Origin of the sequence: Herbaspirillum sp. VT-16-41, assembly GCF_001994935.1 — a bacterium.
Lineage (GTDB): Bacteria > Pseudomonadota > Gammaproteobacteria > Burkholderiales > Burkholderiaceae_D > Herbaspirillum > Herbaspirillum frisingense.
Map to the genome: position 1 here is coordinate 1 of NZ_MUXB01000144.1, position 23,216 is coordinate 23,216.

A 23,216-nucleotide genomic window follows, 5' to 3' on the forward strand; every position below is an offset into this window, starting at 1 on the left:
CGTAAAACTGGTCATAAGACTATCCTCTATTTTAAGAGAGTCTTCGTGTCCTGAGATTCAAGGGGCTATTCCAAGCCACATCGCTTGGCCAGAAGCGCTAAATGCAAATCAAGAACGCCGGCAATTAAATTCGAAAGAACTGGTGAACAGGGGCTGCCTTGGGGGAGACAGTTATCAAAGCATGCGATATGAGCGATGGCTGTAGCGACATCTTTATGCAGATTGAAGTCGCGGTCTTTGATTAGGAAACCTCGAATTCGCCTTCCCGTTATGCTCGGGAAGAAATCTTTCAAGTCGATATTTAAAACATAAAGCCTATTTCGGTGAACTGCAGCGTTTGTCAAAATGCTTTTGCCGACACGGAACCCATGTGAAGCTGAGTTTGCCTTAGCCTTATTGCTTAGGGCTATTTCCACCATGCATTTTTCCAGCGTATCAGCTAACTTGCGCTGCAACGATCGCACCTCGTCAATTGGCGCATGAATTGCCCTTGTCCCACCACGCTTTTTAGGGATTAAAAAACTCTTGTAGTTGCTCGCCTCCCCTTTCACATAAAGAAGATAAGTTAAATCTTTATGCTTAATTTCCAGAATTCTGGCCAAGTCGGCGCGAGAATTTGCTGCTTTAAGAAGGGGGAGCGTGGAATCAGGTATTGTCATTTTTTTAGGCAACGCTCGAAGAGAGCCTTGTAGACACTCTATTGCGATTACGGCATACCCTCCTAGTCGACTTCATGGGGCTATATGGAGGGAGCATAGGTCCTAACATTACTTCCAAATGCCACGATACGTGGCACAAACTCTGTCTACAAGGCGACAAGATGATAACTCTTTGCAAATATCCTGTGAAGCCCCGCAAATACTAGCGAGCATTCAACTTCGTTGTTTGTGACCGAGAATTTTCATTTCTTGCAACGGGCCTGAATATATCGCGCTAGCGTCACGTCGCATCTTGTCCGGCGGCAAATCTACCATCGCAGCTTCAATACAAGACCCCGCTTATAGACATGGTCCGACACAACGTTTGTTGCAATACATTGGCGATCAATAGATTTCTGAATACAACCTAATTTTCTCGATTAAAGTGTGTTCAGGCTGTGCGTCTAGGCTCTAGCACCCTTAAGTGCTCACATCGTCTCTTCGTAGATGAGCTACTTACTTTTTAGTTAAGCTATTTACAAGTAGAATTGTCGACAAACTGTTAGTGATAACCCAAAGGCCATAGGGAAATGGCGGCTAATTGCAGATGCATGCAAATCAAGAAAATATATAACTGGACATGCCATGACAGACAGAAGTGCAGTTGACACTATAAGAGGTTATTTCTACCAATTCGATCTATCAATTCTCAGTATTTTGCGACTGACGTCGCCGAACGACACTGTTGAGATAGAGTGCATCGAGGATGTGGATATTCGGACTGCAACTGAACTTACGGCCACGCAGTGCAAGTATTACGCGAAGACCGAATACAACCACTCCGTCATCAAAGACGCTATAAAACACATGGTGTCTCATTTCAAGGAAAACTTGACAGGAACGAAGCCAAAAGTCTCGTATTCCATAAAGGGCCACTATGCCTCTGGTCAGGAAAAACTGGATGGTGGTATCGACGTTGATTTCCTGAAGAAGCACTTCTTGACTTACACGAAGGAAAAAATCACCCACTACCATCACTTAGACTTAGGTCTTTCCGATGGCGAACTTGAGGAGTTTTTGAAGCGCCTAACTGTCAACGTTAGATCGCAGGCATTCGATGAACAGTTTCGCGACATAGTCGGAGCCCTCCGAGCTATATTTGGAGGTACTCAATTCTCTGCCGAATACTTCTACTATAACAACGCGCTAGCGCTTATTCGCACGCTCTCAATCAAAGCGGATCCAACGGAACGGACAATCACGAAGAAGGATTTCCTGGCGAGGATCAATACATCCGCCGTTCTGTTTAACGAGTGGTTCGTCGAGAAGAAGGGCAAGAAGGTCCATCTGGCCGCACTTCGCAAAGAATATTTCACGGAGCTAAATGTGTCTCCGTTCGAACGTTTCTTTCTAGTAGAAGCAGACGCGAACTCCTACGATCGAAGCGACCTCAAGGACCTAGTCTTCGAGATATCCAAGAAATGGGCAAAACTGTCCGCTCGAGAGCCCTCTCCCTTCTGCCCATATATTTATGTCCACGGGGTACCTGACAGTGAACTTCTCGCGCTGAAGAGGGAGCTCAGCACCGAAGGGTTTAAGCTCATAGATGGCCACGAATTCCAGGGTGCAGACTTCAGTCTCCATTCTGTCATGCAAAAAGCCACACATGGCAACGGGATAAAAATCAAATTCCTCAATACGCTTCCCAACGTAGAGCAAACCGTGGATGCGGTTACCAAGACCCGGCGCATTTACCAGTTCTATCTGGGCGATAGCTACTACGCCTACGACAAGCCGGAAGTTCGACACATCAAAATTCAGATTGAACGACTCTCGGACGTCAAATCAATAATCTAACCATAGGCGCATTAGCATGGCACACGAAAAGGAAGAAGAACAAATCAACGCCCAGGTAATCGCGGTCTTCCCCGACAAGGTGCGTATTGTCGTGGAAGACCTCGAAGACTTCAAGATAGCGGAAGAATCGCTGAAGGTCGGCTCATATGTGAAGATAGCTGACAATGAGAATGCGGTCCTCATAGCCATTATCGAAAACTTTCAAATCGCCGTCAGCGCGGACGGAAAGCGAGAGCACATCATCGAAGCCTTCCCGCTGGGCATACTAAGGGACGGAAAATTCGAACGCGGCGGAGACTCACTCGCGATTCCCCCGAAGGAAGTTCAGCCCGCAACGATCGCAGACATCAAAAAAATTTATGACGACTCTGTCCTTGAGGCGGAGAGATTTCGCTTTGCAACGCTGACGTCGAACAAGGGTGTTCCGGTGCCTGTCAATGGAAACAAGTTCTTTAACAAGCACATCGCAGTGGTCGGTTCTACCGGCTCCGGAAAATCGCATATCCACCGAAAGGCAGGTCAAATGTAACTGTCATTGATCTGAGCGGGGTTCCGTTCGAGGTACTAAGCATCACAGTCTCGCTCATTTCGCGCCTCGTTTTCGAACATGGATACATCTATAAACGCATGCGCTGCGCCAAGGATCCTAACGAAAAAATCAATAACGACGTCCCAATCCTGCTGGTCTATGAAGAGGCACACAAGTATGTTCCAAACAGTGAGCTGTCTAAGTACCGCTCGTCCAAAGCCTCCATTGAACGGATCGCGAAGGAAGGCCGGAAGTATGGTGTCACTTTGTTGCTGGCGAGCCAGCGGCCATCCGAGATATCTGAAACGATCTTTTCCCAATGCAGCAACTTCATTGCAATGCGCCTCACTAATCCGACCGACCAAGGTTATGTGAAGAAGCTTCTTCCTGACTCGCTCGGCTCTCTAATCGACAAGATGACGTCATTCCGGCAAGGTGAAGCCTTGTTAGTCGGAGAATCCATCATCCTGCCGTCAATCGTTCAGATCGATCCATGCACTGATGCCCCATCCTCTAACGACATCCCGTACTGGCAGCTATGGAAAGAGGAATGGAAGGAAATGGACTTCGAGGCGATCAAGGCTGAGTGGTACAAGTAGGTCCTACGAACCGTGTTCGTGCAGAAGTCTGGCGAAAAAATTCGCCGGCCATATTTCCTTCCGAAGAGAACGAGACATCCAAATGACGATTGCAGCCGCATGGGTGCGTACGCTCGAGAGCGGCGCAGAAGAATTGGTCTTTTGCTCTGATAGCCGCTTAAGCAACGGAAAACGATTCGACCATTGCCAAAAGACTTTTCGCTTCGCACGTTCGGACGCCGCGATTTGCTTTGCAGGTGGAACTGATTGGGCCTATCCGATGATAGTAGCTGCGATCAATGCAGCGGACCTTCATTTGCCATCACAAACGCGAGCTTTAGGATTATCAAAATTCAAGTCGCATATAGTGAACATCCTGAACCAAATGCAGCGCGAGGTACACAACTTCGTCCATGGAGAGAACGTTCCAGACGTCACTTTCCTGTTCGGTGGTTATGACTGGTGGAATAAGGAATTTAGGATCTGGCGCATTGAATTTGACGAAACATCAAACACATTTAGATCAGACGAGCGTGTGGGAAGTAACAAATTAGGAGGACTAGGAAAAGTAGAAATCGCAGGCGATACGGAATGGATTACCACTATGCGTGCGAACCTAAAAACGCTCGTTCAACAACGATATGGCCTAGATATGCGCCAGCCTCCTTCTGCAAAGTTCAATCTAGAGCCGTTTGAAGTGATCCGCGATTTGCTTCAGAATGCAGATTCCAATGAAAGCATCGGTGGTGCTCCGCAAGCCGTTAAGATCTACCAGTTCATGAACTCGGCGGACGTCGGCATCTTCTGGCCTAACATCGATGAGGGGAGGTTGTTCATGGCCGGCCGACCGCTCCTTGATTACGAATGTGCGACTATCAAATCAGTTTTGGATCCAATATCACTGAACTCCACATGGTCAAATGGCAGTACGGCTGAAGCAAAAGAGCAGGCGCAGAAAAGTAATGAGGCGAAACGGATACGCTCTCCCGACCCAGACCAAGGAGTCCCAGAGAGCGCCTAAGCAAAGAACTGGCCGATCCAACAACCAAGCAGATGATATCCACGACCGGGCGCTAGGCCTCTTAGACTTGACGGCAATTATGAAAAATAACAAACAACGTTACTTGATTGATGGGCGACTTCCCGATGTTTTAGCGCTAATTCAGGTTCTTGCGCTATCACCAAAAACGCGGCGAAGCGAAGACGGTCTCATTAGCGAACTGCAAGGCGCCCCAACCAGTGCGGCGAGCTGGGTTGAAGTAGGCAGTCAGCACCGCGAGTTTTTTCGAGTAAGACTGGCGGAGCGGAAGCAAGCACATGTTTCACTTGTTGCGAGAAACGTCCAAGAGATAGTTGAACGCGAAGATGGTGATGAAGTTCGTCCACTTTTATCCACCGAAAATACAGCCCAACTAATGCAACTGGCCATTGACCTTCACGCCAAGGAGATGCAGAGAAACGAATCTTGGAAGACAGTTATTATCCCAATCACGATTGCCGTTCTGGCCGCAGTCGCTTCGATATCGGCAGCCGTCATCAGCTCCACGCTAAAACCTCCAGGGGTCATTTGCGAACCGGCACAACAAGTCCGAGGAAATACGACACTCAAACGCTAGATTACCTGCCAGTACAGTCATTTGGTTATCCGAATGAAGAGAAATAGATAATGGACCAACAAATACCTTGGGGAAAGCCTCTTCCGCAGAAGGAGCCGCCGACTCTGAATGACCTTCCCCCAGTGTCACGGACACTTCAGCTAGGCGCTTTTTAGATTTTCAAACTGTGCTGGGCTGAGATAGCCGAGGGTGAAATGGCGCCGACGTGGATGGTAAAACCTCTCTGTGTAGTCGAACACATCAGCACGTAAGTCATCTCTTGTGCGGTAATGTTTTTTGCTCAGGCGCTCAGTCTTGAGCGTGGAGAAGAGACTCTCCATGGCGGCGTTGTCCTAGTGACCTGCCCCGGAATTTTCGGACCGCTGAAAATTTGAGAAGATAGCTTCCAATCAGAAAGGAAGCCATGAAAAAGAGTCGATACAGCGATGAGCAAATTGTGCGGATACTGCGTGAAGCCGATAAGGCGCCAGTCGCGGAGGTGGCCAAACGCCACGGAGTGAGCGAGCAAAGCATTTATGGCTGGCGCAAGCGATTTGGTGAAATGGATGTGAGCGATGTAAAGAACCTGAAGACCTTGGAGCAGGAGAACGCCCGGCTGAAGAAGCTACTGGCTGAACGTGACCTGGAGATCGAGGTAATGAAGGAAATATCGTTAAAAAAATGGTGAGCGCACCGGCGCGTCGAATTGCTGCGTTTTACGCAATTGAGCGAGGCATTGCGAATCGAGTCTCCAGTCGAATGCAATTAACCCTGCATTCATGCCACAAGATTTCACAGCATTGTCGAAATAATGCCCCGGATGGAGTGATATTGCGACGTCGCTCACGCGACGTGAGCGAATGGCTTAACCTCTTCGGCAATACGTCCGGCAAGCTCAATTTCAGCCATCTTGAGATCGTAAGCCAATTGTAGATTGAGCCAGGACTGGGCATCTCCGCCAAAGAAACGGGCCAGGCGCAATGCTGTATCAACAGTTACAGCGCGCTCCTCCCGCAGGATCGCAGAAATACGAGGCGCATCAACGCGCAGTGCTTTGGCCAGCGCGTTGCCGCTCATGTTCAGTTCAGCTAAAAATTCTTCCCGCAGTATTTCGCCCGGATGGATGGGGCGCATTCCGTTGACTGGTGCATTCATGATGTTTCCATCTCAGTGGTAATTAGGTTTTTTAATTACGTACGCAGAATGTGTACATGGATCTGAATAAAACCACAAATCAGGGCAGTTGGCGACGTTTCACCCAATGGCCGAATTGCCTACTGAGCAGACGTGCAAGTGGGCAAGTGGCAGAACGTCCCTACAGGACGACATGATAAGGGGAACGGCCTCGCGGCCGTTCCCCTTGCACTTTTCAACGATCAGAATGAGGCGACGATCAAGCCGGCATCATCTGCGCGCTGGTCATCTGCGCGCCGTCGTCACCGGCTTTGCGGCGGCGACGATAGGCGGCGAAGCCGACCAGGCCCAGGCCGCCGATCATCATGGCGGTGGTGGAGGCTTCCGGTACCGGTGCCACGCTGATGTTGCCGGCGAAGCTGCCGCCAGCCGAACCCAGCACGGTGCCGGCCACCGACAGGGTGTACAGGCCGCTGGTCAGGCCGTTGGTGCGCAGGCTGAAGGTCTGCAGGTCACCGCTGGAGAGCTGGGTGCCGGTGTAGGTCTGGCCGTTGCCGCTGAGCGTAAAGCTGCTGATGCCCACGCGGGAGAGGCCATCCAGTGCGATCGAGACCAGGGCCGACGACACCGCAGTGCCAGCACCGCCGACGTTGAAGGTGAAGTTTTCCAGGAAGCTCTGGCCGGTGGTGCCATCGCCATAGCGGGCGCTGAAGGTCGACGTGGCGTCGGTCCAGACCAGTTCGCGCGTGCGTTCCAGATCGGCGGCGCTGGCCGAGGATGCCATGGCGACGAAGGCGGACGCGATCAGGAAACTGCTCAACAGCTTTTTCATTGGGATACCTCTTTCGGGTTCGATTGATTGGTTGATTTTGAAAGCACTGCAAGGGGGATTTTTACGTCGACGGGTTTTATTGTTGATGTTGGCGAGGTCGACGCGGGGGCGTCCCAGTTTGTGATTTTTGTTCGACGGGACGTGCAGAGAATAATAGAAAATTACTAACTATTACAACTAAATATTACGTTTTACCGGTAACCGGTGTTGCGCTGTAGGAATCCTGGAAGTCGCTCTGGTAAAGGGTTTCCGACGATGAGCTTAAATTTCCGTACGGATTTGTTTGGATGCGGAAACTAAGTTTTTCTCGAGCACCAAGGCATTCCCGTGGGCTGGAAATTTACGGTGGGAATGCGTCAGGAAATCTGACTTGTCGATGCGGATGAGCTCGATGAAGCTCATCCGTAGAGGCAAGCTCTGCAGTGGTCGTCGCGATCCTGCAGAGCCAGAGGAGGAGGGATTACTTGAATTACTTGAAGCGGTAGCTCACCGCCACGATGGCGGTGTCGTCGGTGTGGCGGCGTACCAGCGGGCTGTCGCTGACGCTGTTGTCGAGCCACTTGCGACGCCAGTGGAGGTTCAGGTGCCAGTCGCCGGTGAGGGGTACATCGGCTGCCAGTCCCAGGGTGGGACTGGTGGACGCGCCGGCACGGTACTGACGCACGCCGCTGGCGGCGGATTCGCTGGCGGAGACGCCGAAGAAGTAATCGTTGTAGCTGGCGCTGCGATATTCGACGCCGAGCTGCGGGTAGAAGCTCACCGGTCCGATATCGAACTGGGCGGCATAGATGGCTTCCGCCAGGGTGCCATGAGACTTGTTGAAGTCACGGAAGACGTTGAGGAAGAAGGCCCCGAACGGGGTTTCCTGGTAGGTGCCCAGGCCCAGAGGGATGGGATCGGAACGACGTTGCAGGCCGCGGTCGGCATCGAAGCCTTGCAGGTCCACGCGTCCGGCCAGCTCCAGGTAGCCGTAGCCCATGCGCGCGGTCTTGATGCCGAAGGTATCGAGCCGGGCGAAGAAGCGCCCATAGTCGAAGTAGGCGTAGGGCAGGACCGTGTTGCGGGCACTGCGGTCGAGGCCGTTGCGTTCGAGCCGGTAGACGCCGGCACCGAGGTCACCGGTGATGCGGTCGTGCAGTTGCAGTGGATCGGCGTTGCCGTTGCCGGTATCGGCTTGCTGGGCCAGGGCGGGCAGGGCGCAGCAGGCCAGGGTGAGGGTGGCGAATATTGTTTTCATGATGGGCAGTGGTGATGGGGGCAGATGGCATTGTAGCGGTCGCCAGGGCGCTGCGCCGGCTTGTGTGCCATGGCGCTGGCCGGATGCGGTCGGTCAGCCACAGCCGGGGCAACGTGGCAATGAACAACGATGAACAACGACGAACAATGGCCTGCCATTGCGGCAGGCCATTGTCGGCGCGTGTTGAGCCTTCTTCAGCCTTCGTCAGCGACGAAGCCTCAGGACGCTTGCAAGGTCGGATAGTCCGTATAGCCTTCGGCGCCGCCACCATACAGCGTGGCCTGGTTGAAGTCGGCCAGTGCAGCCCCGGCCTTGAAGCGTTCCACCAGGTCGGGGTTGGCGATGAAGGGGCGGCCGAAGGCCACCAGGTCGGCCCGGTTGCCTTGGCGCGCCTTGGCGGCCATTTCCAGGTCATAGCCGTTGTTGGCGATGTAGATGCCCTGGAAGAGGTCGCGCAGTACCTGCAGGTCGAAGCCGCCGGCCACTTCGCGCGGGCCGCCGGTCGCGCCCTCCACCACGTGCAGGTAGACCAGCTTGTAGCGGTTCAGCTGCTGCACCACGTAGCTGAAGAGGGCCTTGGGATCGCTGTCGGCAATGTCGTTGGCCGGGCTGATCGGGGACAGGCGGATGCCCACGCGTTCGCTGGGCACCACCGAGGTGACGGCGGCCACCACTTCCAGCAGCAGGCGGGCGCGGTTTTCGATGCTGCCGCCATAGGCGTCGGTGCGCTGGTTGGTCTTGTCGCGCAGGAACTGGTCCAGCAGGTAGCCGTTGGCCGCGTGGATTTCCACGCCGTCAAAGCCGGCCTGCATGGAGAGCTGGGCGGCGGTCTTGTATTGCTCGACGAGGGCGGGCAATTCAGAGAGTTCCAGCGCGCGCGGTTCGACGAAGGGCTTGAAGCCGGTTTCGGTGAAGGCATTGCCTTCGGGCTTGACGGCCGAGGGGGCTACCGGCAGGGCATGGCCCGGTTGCAGGTCGGGGTGGGAGATGCGGCCCACGTGCCACAGCTGCAGGAAGATGCGGCCGCCCTTGGCGTGCACGGCATCGGTGATCTTCTTCCAGCCGGCTACCTGGGCCTGATCGTAGATGCCAGGGGTCCAGGCGTAGCCCTTGCCCTGCGGCGAGATCTGCGTGGCCTCGGCGATGATCAGGCCGGCGCTGGCGCGCTGGGCGTAGTATTCGGCCGCCAGTGGCGTGGGGACATCGCCAGCCTGGGCGCGGCTGCGTGTGAGCGGGGCCATGACGATGCGGTTCTGTAGTTGCACCGCGCCCAGCTGCATGGGCTTGAAGAGGTCACTGCTGGCGTGGACGTTGGCATTGGCATTGGCACTGGTATTGGCGTTGGTCATGCTGTTCCTTTCTTGTTGGCATTGAAGGGGGCGACAGTGGTCGACCCTGTTACCGACCACGGCGGATCGGCGGCGTTCCGGAAATGGATCAACAGTCTAGACGGGAAGCGCTTTGCTTGCTGCCGGTCGGGCATCTGCCTGGATCTTGTCGGGTGGCAATTCGCGATGCGGGGACGAAAAAAAACCACCGCTTGCGCGGTGGCGGGTACTGCGGTTGCTGCGCGAGCAGGGGCCAGCTCCTGCCTTGGCCCTGCCTGAGCGGTGTGCCTGAGCGGTGTGCCTTAGCCGCGTGCCGAGCGGGCGCGCGCCTGGCCGAGCAGCCAGGTGGTCAGCAGCGGCACCGGGCGGCCGGTGGCACCCTTGGCGGCGCCGCTCTTCCAGGCGGTGCCGGCGATGTCCAGGTGCGCCCAGGTGTACTTGCGGGTGAAGCGCTCCAGGAAGCAGGCGGCGGTGACGCTGCCGGCGGGCTGGCCGCCGATGTTGGCGATATCGGCGAAGTTGGACTTCAACTGCTCCTGGTAGACGTCCTGGATCGGCATGCGCCAGGCGGTGTCGCCGCTGTCGCGGCCGGCGGCCAGCAGGCCGTTGGCCAGCTGGTCGTGGGCCTCGTCTTCACGGGTGAACAGGCCCGTGTTGTGATGGCCCAGGGCGACCACGCAGGCGCCGGTCAGGGTGGCGATGTCGATCACGGCGGCCGGCTTGAAGCGTTCCACGTAGGTCAGGGCGTCGCACAGGATCAGGCGGCCTTCGGCGTCGGTGTTGAGCACTTCGATGGTCTGGCCGGACATCGAGGTGACGATGTCGCCCGGCTTGGTGGCGCGGCCGGAGGGCATGTTTTCGCAGGTCGGGATGACGCCGATGACATTGAGCTTCAAGCCCAGTTCGGCGATGGTGCGGAAGGTTCCCAGTACGGAGGCGGCGCCGCACATGTCGTACTTCATCTCGTCCATGTTCAGGCCCGGCTTGAGCGAAATGCCGCCGGTGTCGAAGGTGATGCCCTTGCCCACCAGCACCACCGGGGCGTCCTTGGACTTGCCGCCCAGGTGCTTCAATACGATGAACTTGGGCGGCTGGTCGCTGCCGTTGGTGACCGACAGGAAGCTGCCCATCTTGAGGGCTTCCAGCTGCTTGCGATCCAGCACTTCCACGCCCAGCTTGAATTCCTTGGCCAGCTTCTTGGCGGTATTGGCCAGGTAGGTCGGGGTGCAGACGTTGCCGGGCAGGTTGCCCAGTTCCTTGGTCAGCGCCATACCGTTGGCCAGGGCCACGGCTTCGCCCAGGGCGGTCTTGGCGGTCACGCCGTCGGCGGCGTTCACCAGCAGGGTGATCTTCTTGACGCCGGTGGGAGCGGGGTCCTTCTTGCTCTTCAGGGTGTCGGAACGATAGATCGCATCGCGGCCGGCCAGCACCACGTTGCGGATGGCCCAGGCCAGGTCGCGGCCCTTGATGCCATCGAAGGGCAGGGCCAGGGCAGCGTCGTCGCAGCCCAGGGTGGCCAGGCAGCGCACCAGGCCGGCGCTGGCGGCGGCAAAGCTCTTGTCGGCGATCTCTTCCTCGGCGCCCAGGCCCAGCAGCACGATGCGTTCGGCGGCGATGCCGGTGACGCCGCGCAGCAGCAGGGTCGAGCCCGGCTTGCCGGAAATGTCGCCCGACTTCAGCGCGGCGCTGATCGCGCCCAGCTTGTCCAGCGCCCCGGCTGCCTTGGACAGCTTGCGGTTTTCATAGATGCCAACGACCAGCGCGCCGGTCTTGACGGCGGTCACGGCGTTTTTTGCGTCCAATGTTTTTGTGCTAAAGTCCATCGTTCGTCCTTTGTATGAATTACCTGGCGATTATAGAGCCCATTTCGACGCCACGCGCGCGTGAGTTCGCGCCAGCCCGGCCAGTGCCGGATGCGTCGCAGGGCCAGGCCACCGATTCATTGACCCCGATACCAGAGACAATTCCAGCATTCCCATGATTTTCCAGCGCGCTCTGCGTCGCGAACTGACCAGCACCGCAGGTGGGGTCTTCACGACGCTGTTTACCATCACGCTGACCGTGATGCTGATCAAGATCCTCGGCCAGGCGGCCGGCGGCCAGGTGGCTTCGCAGGACGTGATCGCCCTGATCGGCTTCCAGTCCCTGAATTACATGCCCATCATCCTCATCCTGACCGGCTTCATCTCGGTCTTGCTGGTGATGACGCGCAGCTACCAGGATTCCGAGATCGTTGTCTGGTTCGCCTGCGGTCTGTCGCTCACGCGCTGGATCGTGCCGATACTGAAATTCGGCTGGCCCATCGTGGCCCTGGTGGCGACGCTGTCCTTCGTGGTCACGCCCTGGGCCAATGAACAGAGCAGCGAATACCGCAGCCGCTTCGAGCAGCGCGAGGACATCGCCCGCGTCTCCCCCGGCAAGTTCCAGGAATCGGCCGCGGCCAACCGCATCTTCTTCGTCGAAGGCATTTCCGGCGATGCCTCCAAGGTGCGCAACATCTTCGTCAACACCATCAATGCCGACGGCAAGAACAGCGTGGTGGTGGCCAAGGAAGGCGAGACCGTCATCGATCCCGATGGCGAGAAGTTCGTGGTCATGAACAAGGGCCGCCGCTATGACGGTTCGCCCAGCCTGCCGGATTTCCAGATCGTCGACTTCGAACGCTATGGCCTGCTGATCGGCAACCAGTCGCAGGCGGCCGCCGGTGAGCGTTCGGCCCGGGCGCTGCAGATGGGGGAACTGGTAGCCAAGAGCGACGGCTATGCGCGCGGCGAACTGCTGTGGCGTATCGCCTTGCCGCTGATGGCACTGGCCCTGATGCTGCTGGCCATTCCGCTGTCCTTCGTGAACCCGCGTGCCGGCCGTTCCCTGGGGCTGCTGGTGGCGTTGCTGCTGTTCGTGGTGTACAGCAATACGGTGAGCGTGTTCCAGGCCTCGGTGGCGCAGCAGCGCACCAGTTTCATGATGGCCTGGTGGCCGGTGCACGTGATCGTGGCGGCACTGATCGTGGGCATGTTCGTGCTGCGACTCAACATCAACCACCCCTGTCACCCATCCCGGTTGTGGAGCCGTATACGCCGCGCCATGACGTTCCAGCGCGAGGCCTGAGATGAGAGTCATCCAACGTTACTTCACCTCCGAGATCACGCGCTCGGTGCTGTTCGCCCTGGCGGCCTTCCTGGCGCTGTTCGCCTTCTTCGAAATGATGGGCCAGCTGGAGCAGGTCGGCCGCAATGGCTACAAGCTGCAGGAGGCGGTGTTCTACGTGCTCATGGGCTTGCCCGGCAACGTCTATGAACTGATGCCCACGGCCGTGCTGATCGGCACCATCTATACCTTGTCGCAACTGGCGGCGCGCTCCGAATTCACCATCATGCGGGTCTCCAGCATGTCCACCGGCATGGCGGCCAAGGTGCTGCTGCGCATCGGCGTCGGTTTTGCGGTGCTGACCATCGTCTTCGGCGAGCTGATTGCGCCCAAGGCCAGCGAGTGGGCCGAGAAGCTCAAGTTGCAGGCGCAGGGGGCGTCGATGTCCTCGCAGTTCCGCTCGGGCATGTGGGCCAAGGACGTGATCAAGGACAAGGGCCTGGAAGGCAATGTTACTGGCAGCCGCTTCATCAACATCCAGACCGTGCAGCCGGATGGCCGCATCGAGGGCGTCAAGCTCTACGAGCTCGATACCGACTTCCACATGGCCCGCATGATCACCGCCAAGTCCGGCCTGTACGAGGGCAATCACCAGTGGGTGCTCAATGAGGTGGTGCAATCCGATTTCACCGGCGGCCGTGACCGCAAGATCACCGAGCCGGTCAAGACCGTGAAGACGGCGCAGATGAAGCTGGTCTCGGAGGTGACGCCGGAAATCCTGTCGGTGCTGTTCGCCGACCCGGACCGCATGTCGGCCTATGACCTGCTGGCCTACACCAAGCACCTGGAAGCCAACAACCAGCGCACCGACCGCTATGAAATCGCCTTCTGGAAGAAGATCGTCTACCCGCTGTCCATCTTCGTGATGATGGCGCTGGCGCTGCCCTTCGCCTATCTGCACTTCCGCGCTGGTGGCGTGAGCCTGAAGATATTCACCGGCATCATGATCGGGGTGTGCTTCCAGTTGATCAACAGCCTCTTTTCGCACCTGGGCCTGCTCAATACCTGGCCGGCCTTCGTCACGGCGGCGCTCCCCAGTCTGCTGTTCATGGCGCTGGCGATCGGCGCACTGTGGTGGGTGGAACGCACCTGATCTCAGTTGAACCCAGCTGATCCTGTCCCAACCTGAACCGATGTCCTTATGCAACAAAGCCTGATCCTCTTCGCCCATGGCGCTCGCGACCCGGCCTGGGCCGCACCCTTCGAACGTCTGCGCGCGCTGACCCGCGCCGCCATGCCGGCCGTCGGCGTGGAGCTGGCCTTCCTGGAACTGATGCAGCCCGACCTGCCCAGCGTGGTGGCGCAGCAGGTGGCGGCCGGCAGCCGGCGCGTGACGGTGATTCCGGTATTCCTGGGGCAGGGCGGTCATGTACGTCGCGACCTGCCGCAATTGCTGGAGCAGTTGCGCCAGGCCCACCCGGAGGTGGAGATTCGCACCGTGCCGGCGGTGGGTGAGGATGAGGCCGTGTTGCAGGCGATTGCCGCCTATTGCATCGGGACCTTGCAGAGCTGAGCAGTTCGCCCCCCGGCAGTACAAAAAGAAGATGGCCCGTCATGATGACGGGCCATCTTCTTTTGGGGCAGCTGACCTGGCGGTGGCCGGATCAGAACAGGCGCGCGCCGTTCGGCACTGCCTGGTCGGGCTTGAAGAGGACGACCTCGCCCTGGGCATCGGGGAAGCCCAGCGTCAATACTTCCGACATGAACTTGCCGATCTGGCGCGGCGGGAAATTCACCACCGCCGCCACCTGCCGGCCCACCAGCTGGTCCAGCGTGTAATGCGCGGTGATCTGGGCGCTGCTCTGGCGCACGCCGATGCCGGGACCGAAGTCGATCTTCAGCTTGACGGCCGGCTTGCGGGCTTCGGGGAAGGCCTCGGCCGCAATGATGGTGCCGATGCGGATATCGACCTTCAGGAAGGCGTCGAAATCGATGGCTTCGGCGGCGGGGGCGTTGGTGTCGTGCAGGAGGTGCATGGGACAGTGATCTCAGCAACAGTAGTAAATCAAGTCGACAACCGTTCGTACTGAGTCGGCCCTTCAGGGCCGTACGCGGCGTTGCCGCTACTCAGGTCGAACGGTCAGTGGTGAGCCCATCAATGGGGGCAGTTCCTTACTCCCTGTCTGCCAATGCCGGACCGATCATCACCAGCACCGGTCCGCTGCAGGCTTGCAGCCCGGCTTCCAGGCCGGCCAGTTGCAGGTGGTAGATGTGCTGGTCGGGGCGGCTGCAGTTTTCCACTACCACCACCGGGGTCTCGGGCGCGTGACCCAGTGCCAGCAGGCGCTGCGCGGTGGCCGTGGCTTCGCGCCCGCCCATGTATTGCACCAGCGTATCCCCGTTGGGCATACGCACTTCGTCCGGCTCATCCACGCCCGTGCTGGAGGTGAACAGCGACACGCTACGCGCGATGCCGCGCCGGGTCAGCGGGCGCTTGGCGGCCGAGGCGGCGGCCAGGGCGGCGGTGATGCCGGGGACGATCTCGTAGGGGATATGGTGTTCTTCCAGGGCCCGCATTTCCTCGTCGGCGCGGCCGAAGAGCATGGGGTCCCCACCCTTGAGACGCACCACACGGCGGTATTGCTGGGCGGCTTCCACCAGTTTCTGGTTGATGACCGGCTGGGCGGTGGAGCGCTGGCCACTGCGCTTGCCCACCGACACCTGCACCGCCTGCGGACAGAGGGCCAGGATTTCTTCGGTGACCAGGGCGTCGTGCAGCACGATGTCGGCCTGCGCCAGCAGGTGCGCGGCGCGCACCGTCAAGAGGTCAGCCGCACCGGGGCCGGAGCCGATCAGCCACACCTGGCCCGGATGGTCCGGGCTGGGTGCGGGAGTGTCGGAAGAGGATGAGTTTGCTGCCTGTTCGGTGGCCATGGCCTTGGTACAAGGTACGATTGCGGATCGAAGGAAAATCAGTCGATCCGAATCATACCAGCGGCGACCGTCTGGTGGCTCACTTCGTCGATCAGGATGAAGGCGCCGGTGGCGCGGATATCCTGGTAGGCATCGGCGGCGATGGGCTGCTGCACGTTGACGCTGATGCGGGCGATGTCGTTGAGCTTCAGGGTCTCGGCCGGGCGGCGTTCCTGGGTATTGATGTCCAGGAGCGTATCGACTTTGGCCACGCGCGCGGCCACCTGCTTGGTGGTGTGCTTGAGCCAGTACTTGCGGCGCAGGTCCAGCGGTTCCTCGGAGAGCCAGCAGACGTCGGCGTTGACGGTCTTGAGGATGGTCGAGGGCTGGGCGGCGGCGGCCAGCAGGTCGCCGCGCGAGATGTCCAGGTATTCGTCCAGCAGGATGGTCACCGACTGGCCGGCCGTGGCCGACTCCAGGGAACCATCCAGGGTCTGGATGTCCTTGACGGTCGCGCTCTGGCCGCTGGGCAGCACCACCAGCTTGTCACCACGGGCGACCTTGCCGGCTTCGATGCGGCCCATGTAGCCGCGGAAATCATTGGCTTCGTGACCGTTGTGGCGCGCCACCAGCTGCACCGGGAAGCGGAAGGCTTCTTCGTGCGCATCTTCGTAGACCGAGAGCGACTCCAGCAGGGTGATCAGGGTCGGACCCTGGTACCAGGACAGGCGCTCGCTGGCGGTGACCACGTTGTCCCCGGCCAGGGCCGACAGCGGAATGGCATGCACATCCTTCAGGCCCAGTTGCTGCGCGAACTGCTGGTAGGCGCCGACGATGCGGTCGTAGACGGTCTGGTCGTAGTCCACCAGGTCCATCTTGTTGACGGCCACGATCACGTGCTGGATCTGCAGCAGGTGGGCGATGGTGGAGTGGCGCTTGGTCTGGGTCAGCAGTTCCACGCTGCCATCGTCGCCCAGCTTCACCTTGGACACGTCCACCAGGATGATCACCGCGTCGGCCGTGGAGGCGCCGGTGACCATGTTGCGGGTGTACTGCTCGTGGCCCGGGGTATCGGCGATGATGAACTTGCGCTTGGGCGTGGCGAAGTAGCGGTAGGCCACGTCGATGGTGATGCCCTGTTCGCGCTCGGCTTCCAGGCCATCGGTGAGCAGCGACAGGTCCACCGTGTCACCCACGGTGCGCTTGTGCTTGGCGCGCGAGATGGCGTCGAGCTGGTCGGCGAAGATGCCCTTGCTGTCGAACAGCAGGCGGCCGATCAGGGTGCTCTTGCCATCGTCCACGGAGCCGGCGGTGATGAAGCGCAGCAGGCCGCGTTCGTGCGCGGGCGCGGCGGCGTTGGCCAGTTGTTCTTGGGTTGCGGCGGCGTTCATCAGAAATATCCTTCCTTCTTGCGTTTTTCCATCGAGGCTTCGGACGTCTGGTCGTCCATGCGGGTGGCGCCGCGCTCGGTAATCTGGGTCACTGCGGTCTCGGCGATGATGGCTTCCACGGAAGCGGCGTCAGAGGAGACCGGGCAGGTGCAGGAGATGTCGCCCACGGTACGGAAGCGCACCACCTGTTTTTCCACGGTCTCGCCGTCGCGCGCCGGGGTCAGGTCAGTCAGTGGCACCAGCAGGCCATTGCGCGGGATCACTTCCCGCTCGTGGGCGAAGTAGATCGAGGGCAGGGCCAGCTTCTCGCGGGCGATGTATTGCCACACGTCCAATTCGGTCCAGTTGGAGATGGGGAAGACGCGCATGTTCTCGCCCGGATGAACGCGGGTGTTATACAGGTCCCACAGTTCGGGGCGCTGGGCCTTGGGGTTCCATTGGCCGAATTCGTCGCGGAAGGAGAAGATGCGTTCCTTGGCACGGGCCTTTTCCTCGTCGCGGCGCGCGCCGCCGATACAGGCGTCGAACTTGAATTCCTCGATGGTTTCCAGCAGCGTCACCGCCTGGGCCGCGTTGCGCGAATCGGTCAGCGGATTGCGCAGGCGCACGGTGCCGCGCTTGATCGAATCTTCCACCGAACGCACCACCAGGCGCTCCCCCAGTTCAGCAGCACGGCGGTCACGGAACTCGATGACCTCCGGGAAGTTATGGCCGGTGTCGATGTGGACCAGCGGAAACGGGAACTTGCCCGGGCGGAAGGCCTTCTCGGCGATGCGCAGCAGCACCACCGAGTCCTTGCCGCCCGAGAACAGCAGCGCCGGGTTGCTGCACTCGGCCGCGACCTCGCGCATGATGTGGATGGCTTCCGATTCCAGCCAGTCGAGGTGACGGTTGCTGGCGTTGTCCAAAAAGAGTTTGTCTACCGCAGTGTTCATGCCGGGCCTTCCGATGCTTTGCTTGTTGTGGCTTTGATTGTTTCTGTTTGTGGCTCTGCTTGAATTCTGGTTCAGCCCGCCGCGTGCGCCTTGATACGCACCAGCTTGCCATCGACCACGTGCAGGCCGCATTCCTTGGAGTCCGGGTTCTCCCACCACCAGCGGCCGGCGCGGATATCCTCGCCCGGCTGGATGGCGCGGGTACAGGGCTCGCAGCCGATGGACGGGTAACCCTGGTCGTGCAGCGGGTTGTAGGGCACGTCGTTGGCGCGGATGTAGTCCCAGACGTCCTGTTCCGACCAGTCCGCCAGGGGATTGAATTTCTCCATGCCGTGGGCGTCATCGCGTTCCTGCACGTGCAGTTCGGCACGCGTGACCGACTGTGCACGACGCTGGCCGGTCACCCAGGAGGCCTTGCCGGTGAGGGCGCGGGTCAGCGGCTCCATCTTGCGGATGTGGCAGCATTCCTTGCGCAGTTCCACGCTGTCGTAGAAGGCATTGGCGCCGTTCTTCTGCACATAGGCGTCGACCGCCTCGGGCTGAGGACGGTAGGGTGCGACCTGGTAATCGTAGGTCTCGCGGATGCGGTCCAGCATGCCCACGGTTTCCTTGTGCAGGCGGCCGGTTTCCAGGGTGAAGATGCTGATCTTGTCCTGCAGCTTGCCGCGCAGGATCAGGTCGGTCAGCACCATGTCTTCGGCCGCCAGGCTGGAGGCCAGCGCCGCCGGGGCGTATTCGGCGGCGATGCGTTCCAGCGTGGCCTGGGTCTTGGCGATCAGTTCTTGCAAGGCTTGGTTCGTCATCTTTGCTCTTCCTTCCACCGTTCGGACTGAGTAGGCCCTGCAAGGGCCGTATCGAAGGCGCTGTGTCGGTGCGTCACTTCGACAGGTTTCGATACGCGACTGCGCCGCTACTCGGCCCGAACGGGGAGAGATGGTTCCGGCTTGGTTCAATCCGCCGTTTGCACCGCTTCGCGCTTGACGCGGCGGAACAGCGGATTCTTCTCGTCCCAGGAGGTCTGGTACTTCTCGGAGAAGTCGGTCAGGCCCTTGACGGCGTCATGGATATTCTTGTCGGCGCGCACGGCAAAGGCATCGAAGCCCACGCGCTGCATGTAGAACAGCTGGTCGCGCAGCACGTCGCCGATGGCGCGCAGCTCGCCGGTGTAGCTCAGGCGGGCGCGCAGGTTGTAGGCGATGGAATAGCCACGGCCGTCAGCAAACTTGGGGAAGTCCACGGCGACCACCCGGAAATTCTCCAGCTGGCCCTTCAGCTCTTCGGCACGCTCGTCGCTGGCCAGCCAGACGCCGATCTCGGGGCGCGACTTGAGTGCCTCGCCCTGTGCCTGCCAGACCTTCAGCGGCACGATCACGCGGCCTTCGGGGATGGTCACGCTCTCTGCGCTCTCGCCTTCAGCCAGGCGCAGCACGCTCCAGTCGTCACTGACGACGGTCTTGTTCTTGATGATTTCAGGCATTGGCGTCTTCTCCTGCGACATATTCGGCCGAACGGATCGGCGTTGCGTATACGAATTCCTTGAACGGGGTCACACCGATGCGGCGCACCGTATCGATGAAGCGTTCTTCCTCATTGCGCTGCTGCACGTAGACCTGCAGCAGGCGGTCGATCACGGTGGGCATCTGGGTGGCGGAGAACGAGGGGCCGATGATCTTGCCGATCGAGGACTCGTTGCCCTGGGCACCGCCCAGCGAGACCTGGTACCACTCGGAACCGTCCTTGTCCACGCCCAGGATGCCGATGTTGCCCACGTGGTGGTGACCGCAGGCGTTGATGCAGCCGGAGATGTTGAGTTCGATGTCGCCGATGTCATGCTGGAAATCGATGTTCTCGAACTTCTCGGCGATGGCCTGGGCGATCGGGATCGACTTGGCATTGGCCAGCGAGCAGAAATCGCCACCGGGGCAGCAGATGATGTCGGTCAACAGGCCGATGTTGGGCGTGGCCAGGCCGTGCGACTTGGCGGCTTTCCACAGCGCGTACAGTTCGGACTGCTTGACGTCGGCCAGCACCAGGTTCTGTTCGTGGGTCACGCGCAGTTCGCCGAAGCTGTACTGGTCGGCCAGGTCGGCGGCGAAGTTCATCTGGTCAGCCGTGATGTCGCCCGGGGGTACGCCCGGCTTCTTCAGCGACAGCAGCACGGCGGCATAACCGGGCTTCTTGTGCGCCTTGACGTTGCGCTTGATCCAGTTGGCAAAGCCACGGTCTTCTGCCTTCAGACGTTCATATTCCGCGTCCACGGCAGGAAGGTTTTCGTAGGCCGGGTCGGTGAAGAACTTGGCCACGCGCTGCAGTTCTTCCTCGGTCAGGGTGGAGGGGCCGTCCTTGATGTCGGCCCATTCGGCCTCGACCTGGCGCGCAAATTCCTCGGGGCCGATGGCCTTGACCAGGATCTTGATGCGGGCCTTGTACATGTTGTCGCGGCGGCCATGCTGGTTGTAGACGCGCAGGATGGCTTCCAGGTAGGACATGGCGTGCTTCCAGGGCAGGAAGTCGCGGATGACGCTGCCCAGGATGGGGGTGCGGCCCATGCCGCCGCCGACCAGCACGCGGAAGCCCACTTCGCCGGCCTCGTTCCTGAGCACGTGCAGGCCGATGTCGTGCACGGCGGTGGCGGCACGGTCTTCGGCCGCGCCGCTGATGGCGATCTTGAACTTGCGCGGCAGGTAGGCGAACTCGGGGTGGAAGGTGCTCCACTCGCGGATCAGTTCGGCATACGGGCGCGGGTCCACGATCTCGTCGGCGGCCACGCCGGCCAGCTCGTCCGAGGTGGTGTTGCGGATGCAGTTGCCGGAGGTCTGGATGGCATGCATTTCCACGCTGGCCAGCTGCTCCAGGATTTCCGGGGATTCTTCCAGCTTGATCCAGTTGAACTGGATGTTCTGGCGGGTAGTGAAGTGGCCATAGCCGCGGTCGTACTTGACGGCGATCTCGGCGAACTTGCGCAGTTGGTTGGAAGCCAGCATGCCGTAGGGGATGGCGATGCGCAGCATGTAGGCATGGCGTTGCAGGTACAGGCCATTTTGCAGGCGCAGGATGCGGAATTCGTCTTCGGCCAGCTCATCCGACAGGCGCCGACGCACCTGGTCCCGGTATTGTGCGACTCGCTCTTTGACGATCAGGTGATCGTATTGGTCATAGCGGTACATCTTGTTTTCCCTGTTAACGTCTTGATGGGCGACCCGTGAAGCAAGGTGCGCCCGATTGAAAATCAGCCTACCAAATCAGCTTGACTGCAACGCTCGTCAGCGTAATGGCCAGCAGGCCACGCAAGAATTTCTCCGGCACCGCCCGCGCCGCGAGCGAACCGATGGTGATGCCCGGTACCGACCCCAGCAGCAGGGTGGCCAGCAATTCCCAGTTGATCGACCCCAGCCACCAGTGACCCAGTGCGGCAATGGCGGTCAGCGGGACGGCATAGGCAATGTCGGTGCCGGCGATCTCGGCCGGCGTCAGGCGAGGATACAGCAAGACCAGCAAGGTCGCGCCCACCGCACCGGCGCCGATGGAGGAGATGGTCACCAGCGTGCCCAGCAGGACGCCGGCGGCAATGGTGGCGTTGGACAGGGTAGCGCCTTGCAGCTGGCGTTGCGGGTTGGCATTGAGCCAGGCCTGCATGCGCGAACGGAACAGCAGCGCGATCACGGTCAGGAACACCGAGATGGCGATCGAATAACGGATGGTCAGGGCGATGCCCTCGCTGACGGCGCCGAAATGCTTCAGCAGCAGCGTAGTCACCAGCGCAGCGGGCAGGGCGCCATAGGAGAGGCGACGTACTACGTCCCAGCGCACTGTCCCCTTGAAACGGTGGGCCAGGGTGCCGGCGGTCTTGGTGGCCGAGGCAAAGGCCAGGTCGGTACCGACCGCCACGGAAGGGTGGATGCCGAACAGCAAGGTCAGCAGGGGCGTCATGAGCGAGCCGCCGCCGACCCCGGTCAGGCCGACCAGCAGTCCTACGGCAAATCCGCTTACTACATAAGAAACAGTCATAACACCTCGCCCATTAGTCTGCGAATCGTAATAAACTTATGTTTCAAACCAAACTACATAGTATTTATTTGCTTATATACGCCTTTGGCATATGGAAATGCGGCAAATGAGGCAGGCGGACGTCGCAAATACAAACGCAAACGCACATGCGGACGCCGCGCAAGGTAGAAGCGAAGGAATTTCCACATGAATCTTCATCAGTTCCGTTTCGTACGTGAAGCGGTAAGGCAGAACTTCAACCTCACCGAGGCCGCCAAGGCGCTCTACACCTCGCAGCCGGGCGTCTCCAAGGCCATCATCGAGCTGGAAGAAGAGTTGGGTGTGGATATCTTCACCCGCCACGGCAAGCGCATCCGTGGCCTGACCGAGCCGGGCCGGGCAGTGCTGCGCTCGGTGGAGCTGATCATGCAGGAGGTGGATGGCCTGAAACGCATCGGCAAGGAGTTCGCCGCGCATGACAGCGGCAGCTTTACCATCGCCACCACCCATACCCAGGCGCGTTATGCCTTGCCCAAGGTGGTGCAGGCCTTCACCCAGAAGTATCCGAAAGTGCATCTTTCATTGCTGCAGGGCAATCCCAAGCAGATCACCGAGATGGTCCGCAACGACCAGGCCGACATCGCCATCGCCACCGAAGCCCTGGCCTCCGGCGAGGGTCTGGTGTCACTGCCCTGCTATCAATGGGAGCACGTGGTGGTGGTGCCACCGGAGCACCCGCTGCTGCAGTCCAGGAGCCTGACGCTGGAAGAGATCGCGGGCAATCCGCTGATCACCTATGACTCGGCCTTCAGTGGCCGCAGCAAGATCGATCACGCCTTCTCGCTGCGCCAGTTGAAGCCCGACGTGGTGCTGGAAGCCATCGATGCCGACGTCATCAAGACCTATGTGGAACTGGGCATGGGCGTGGGCATCATCGCCGGCATCGCCTTCGATGCCGAGCGCGACCGTGGCCTGCGGGCGATTCCTGCGGGCCACCTGTTCGGTACCAATGTCTCGCGCGTGGCCTTGAAGCAGGGTGCCTACCTGCGCGGCTATGTCTATACCTTCATCGAATTGCTGGCACCGACCCTGAACCGCAAGCTGATCGCCCAGGTGATGGAGGGAGAGAAGGACATGTACGAGCTCTGAGCCCGCCAAGGGGGTGATGACAAGAC

General features: G+C 59.4%; 23 protein-coding genes and 2 pseudogenes. 10 read left to right on the top strand and 15 right to left on the bottom strand.

Going from position 1 to position 23,216, the window contains the following annotated elements; all coding sequences use genetic code 11:
* Positions 1 to 65: 65 nt before the first annotated feature.
* Positions 66 to 659, bottom strand: coding sequence for a reverse transcriptase domain-containing protein (locus BTM36_RS23275; RefSeq protein ID WP_077238148.1), 594 nt, complete (start codon positions 657 to 659; stop codon positions 66 to 68).
* 624 nt (positions 660 to 1,283) lie between these two features.
* On the opposite strand from BTM36_RS23275, the gene BTM36_RS23280 reads away from it, so the two are divergent.
* From BTM36_RS23280 to BTM36_RS28065, 5 genes are all read left to right on the top strand, one after another.
* Positions 1,284 to 2,495 carry a DUF4297 family anti-phage-associated protein gene (locus BTM36_RS23280; protein WP_077238149.1) on the top strand — a complete coding sequence of 404 codons (1,212 nt, stop codon included), beginning with the start codon at positions 1,284 to 1,286 and terminating at the stop codon, positions 2,493 to 2,495.
* Positions 2,496 to 2,511: 16 nt separating this feature from the next.
* Positions 2,512 to 3,024 (top strand): DUF87 domain-containing protein, encoded by a 513-nt coding sequence (locus BTM36_RS29135; protein WP_254427077.1) that lies wholly within the window; start codon positions 2,512 to 2,514, stop codon positions 3,022 to 3,024.
* Positions 3,025 to 3,122: 98 nt separating this feature from the next.
* Positions 3,123 to 3,623: an ATP-binding protein gene (locus BTM36_RS29140; RefSeq protein WP_254427078.1), complete on the top strand. Its 501-nt coding sequence runs from the start codon at positions 3,123 to 3,125 to the stop codon at positions 3,621 to 3,623.
* An 82-nt stretch (positions 3,624 to 3,705) separates the two neighbouring features.
* Entirely contained in the window at positions 3,706 to 4,623 is a 918-nt protein-coding gene (locus BTM36_RS23290; protein WP_139347259.1) for a hypothetical protein, read from the top strand.
* A gap of 79 nt (positions 4,624 to 4,702) precedes the next feature.
* Complete coding sequence (locus BTM36_RS28065) at positions 4,703 to 5,218, top strand: hypothetical protein (protein WP_139347260.1); 516 nt, start codon at positions 4,703 to 4,705, stop codon at positions 5,216 to 5,218.
* Positions 5,219 to 5,358: 140 nt separating this feature from the next.
* Here the strand turns inward: BTM36_RS28065 and BTM36_RS23295 are convergent.
* Positions 5,359 to 5,550: pseudogene (locus BTM36_RS23295) on the bottom strand (IS3 family transposase); the annotation flags it as partial.
* 71 nt (positions 5,551 to 5,621) lie between these two features.
* On the opposite strand from BTM36_RS23295, the pseudogene BTM36_RS23300 reads away from it, so the two are divergent.
* A pseudogene (locus tag BTM36_RS23300) lies at positions 5,622 to 5,944 on the top strand (transposase); the annotation flags it as partial.
* 96 nt (positions 5,945 to 6,040) lie between these two features.
* Here BTM36_RS23300 and BTM36_RS23305 read toward each other — a convergent pair.
* From BTM36_RS23305 to BTM36_RS23325, 5 genes are all read right to left on the bottom strand, one after another.
* Positions 6,041 to 6,352 carry a HigA family addiction module antitoxin gene (locus tag BTM36_RS23305; RefSeq protein ID WP_077238152.1) on the bottom strand — a complete coding sequence of 104 codons (312 nt, stop codon included), beginning with the start codon at positions 6,350 to 6,352 and terminating at the stop codon, positions 6,041 to 6,043.
* 238 nt (positions 6,353 to 6,590) lie between these two features.
* Complete coding sequence (locus BTM36_RS23310) at positions 6,591 to 7,163, bottom strand: FxDxF family PEP-CTERM protein (RefSeq protein ID WP_006712785.1); 573 nt, start codon at positions 7,161 to 7,163, stop codon at positions 6,591 to 6,593.
* A gap of 469 nt (positions 7,164 to 7,632) precedes the next feature.
* Positions 7,633 to 8,400 (bottom strand): MipA/OmpV family protein, encoded by a 768-nt coding sequence (locus BTM36_RS23315; protein WP_077238153.1) that lies wholly within the window; start codon positions 8,398 to 8,400, stop codon positions 7,633 to 7,635.
* A 218-nt stretch (positions 8,401 to 8,618) separates the two neighbouring features.
* On the bottom strand, positions 8,619 to 9,749 hold the full coding sequence (locus BTM36_RS23320) for an alkene reductase (RefSeq protein WP_077238154.1): 1,131 nt from the start codon (positions 9,747 to 9,749) through the stop codon (positions 8,619 to 8,621).
* Between the two features lie 281 nt (positions 9,750 to 10,030).
* Positions 10,031 to 11,551 (bottom strand): leucyl aminopeptidase, encoded by a 1,521-nt coding sequence (locus BTM36_RS23325; RefSeq protein WP_077238155.1) that lies wholly within the window; start codon positions 11,549 to 11,551, stop codon positions 10,031 to 10,033.
* Between the two features lie 154 nt (positions 11,552 to 11,705).
* On the opposite strand from BTM36_RS23325, the gene lptF reads away from it, so the two are divergent.
* The 3 genes from lptF to BTM36_RS23340 are packed head-to-tail and all read left to right on the top strand — an operon-like array spanning position 11,706 to position 14,388.
* Complete coding sequence (gene lptF, locus BTM36_RS23330; RefSeq protein ID WP_077238156.1) at positions 11,706 to 12,836, top strand: LPS export ABC transporter permease LptF; 1,131 nt, start codon at positions 11,706 to 11,708, stop codon at positions 12,834 to 12,836.
* A 1-nt stretch (position 12,837) separates the two neighbouring features.
* The gene (gene lptG, locus BTM36_RS23335) at positions 12,838 to 13,968 is read left to right on the top strand and encodes an LPS export ABC transporter permease LptG (protein ID WP_006712775.1); all 1,131 of its coding nucleotides are present in this window, start codon (positions 12,838 to 12,840) and stop codon (positions 13,966 to 13,968) included.
* 48 nt (positions 13,969 to 14,016) lie between these two features.
* Entirely contained in the window at positions 14,017 to 14,388 is a 372-nt protein-coding gene (locus BTM36_RS23340) for a sirohydrochlorin chelatase (protein WP_077238157.1), read from the top strand.
* 91 nt (positions 14,389 to 14,479) lie between these two features.
* Here BTM36_RS23340 and BTM36_RS23345 read toward each other — a convergent pair whose 3' ends face one another.
* The 8 genes from BTM36_RS23345 to BTM36_RS23380 form a co-directional block, all read right to left on the bottom strand.
* On the bottom strand, positions 14,480 to 14,851 hold the full coding sequence (locus tag BTM36_RS23345) for a tRNA-binding protein (protein ID WP_077238158.1): 372 nt from the start codon (positions 14,849 to 14,851) through the stop codon (positions 14,480 to 14,482).
* A gap of 136 nt (positions 14,852 to 14,987) precedes the next feature.
* Positions 14,988 to 15,749 (bottom strand): uroporphyrinogen-III C-methyltransferase, encoded by a 762-nt coding sequence (gene cobA / locus BTM36_RS23350; RefSeq protein WP_077238159.1) that lies wholly within the window; start codon positions 15,747 to 15,749, stop codon positions 14,988 to 14,990.
* A gap of 38 nt (positions 15,750 to 15,787) precedes the next feature.
* Entirely contained in the window at positions 15,788 to 17,119 is a 1,332-nt protein-coding gene (locus BTM36_RS23355; protein ID WP_077238160.1) for a sulfate adenylyltransferase subunit 1, read from the bottom strand.
* Positions 17,119 to 18,054 (bottom strand): sulfate adenylyltransferase subunit CysD, encoded by a 936-nt coding sequence (cysD, locus tag BTM36_RS23360; protein ID WP_077238161.1) that lies wholly within the window; start codon positions 18,052 to 18,054, stop codon positions 17,119 to 17,121. Before cysD ends, BTM36_RS23355 begins: the two co-directional genes overlap by 1 nt.
* Before the next feature lie 71 nt (positions 18,055 to 18,125).
* Positions 18,126 to 18,857: a phosphoadenylyl-sulfate reductase gene (locus BTM36_RS23365; RefSeq protein ID WP_077238162.1), complete on the bottom strand. Its 732-nt coding sequence runs from the start codon at positions 18,855 to 18,857 to the stop codon at positions 18,126 to 18,128.
* Between the two features lie 146 nt (positions 18,858 to 19,003).
* Entirely contained in the window at positions 19,004 to 19,531 is a 528-nt protein-coding gene (locus BTM36_RS23370; protein WP_077238163.1) for a DUF934 domain-containing protein, read from the bottom strand.
* Complete coding sequence (locus BTM36_RS23375) at positions 19,524 to 21,221, bottom strand: nitrite/sulfite reductase (RefSeq protein ID WP_077238164.1); 1,698 nt, start codon at positions 21,219 to 21,221, stop codon at positions 19,524 to 19,526. Before BTM36_RS23375 ends, BTM36_RS23370 begins: the two co-directional genes overlap by 8 nt.
* Positions 21,222 to 21,288: 67 nt before the next feature.
* Positions 21,289 to 22,062 (bottom strand): sulfite exporter TauE/SafE family protein, encoded by a 774-nt coding sequence (locus BTM36_RS23380; RefSeq protein ID WP_006465658.1) that lies wholly within the window; start codon positions 22,060 to 22,062, stop codon positions 21,289 to 21,291.
* Positions 22,063 to 22,248: 186 nt separating this feature from the next.
* On the opposite strand from BTM36_RS23380, the gene BTM36_RS23385 reads away from it, so the two are divergent.
* Positions 22,249 to 23,190, top strand: coding sequence for a CysB family HTH-type transcriptional regulator (locus BTM36_RS23385; protein WP_077238165.1), 942 nt, complete (start codon positions 22,249 to 22,251; stop codon positions 23,188 to 23,190).
* Positions 23,191 to 23,216 lie beyond the last annotated feature (26 nt).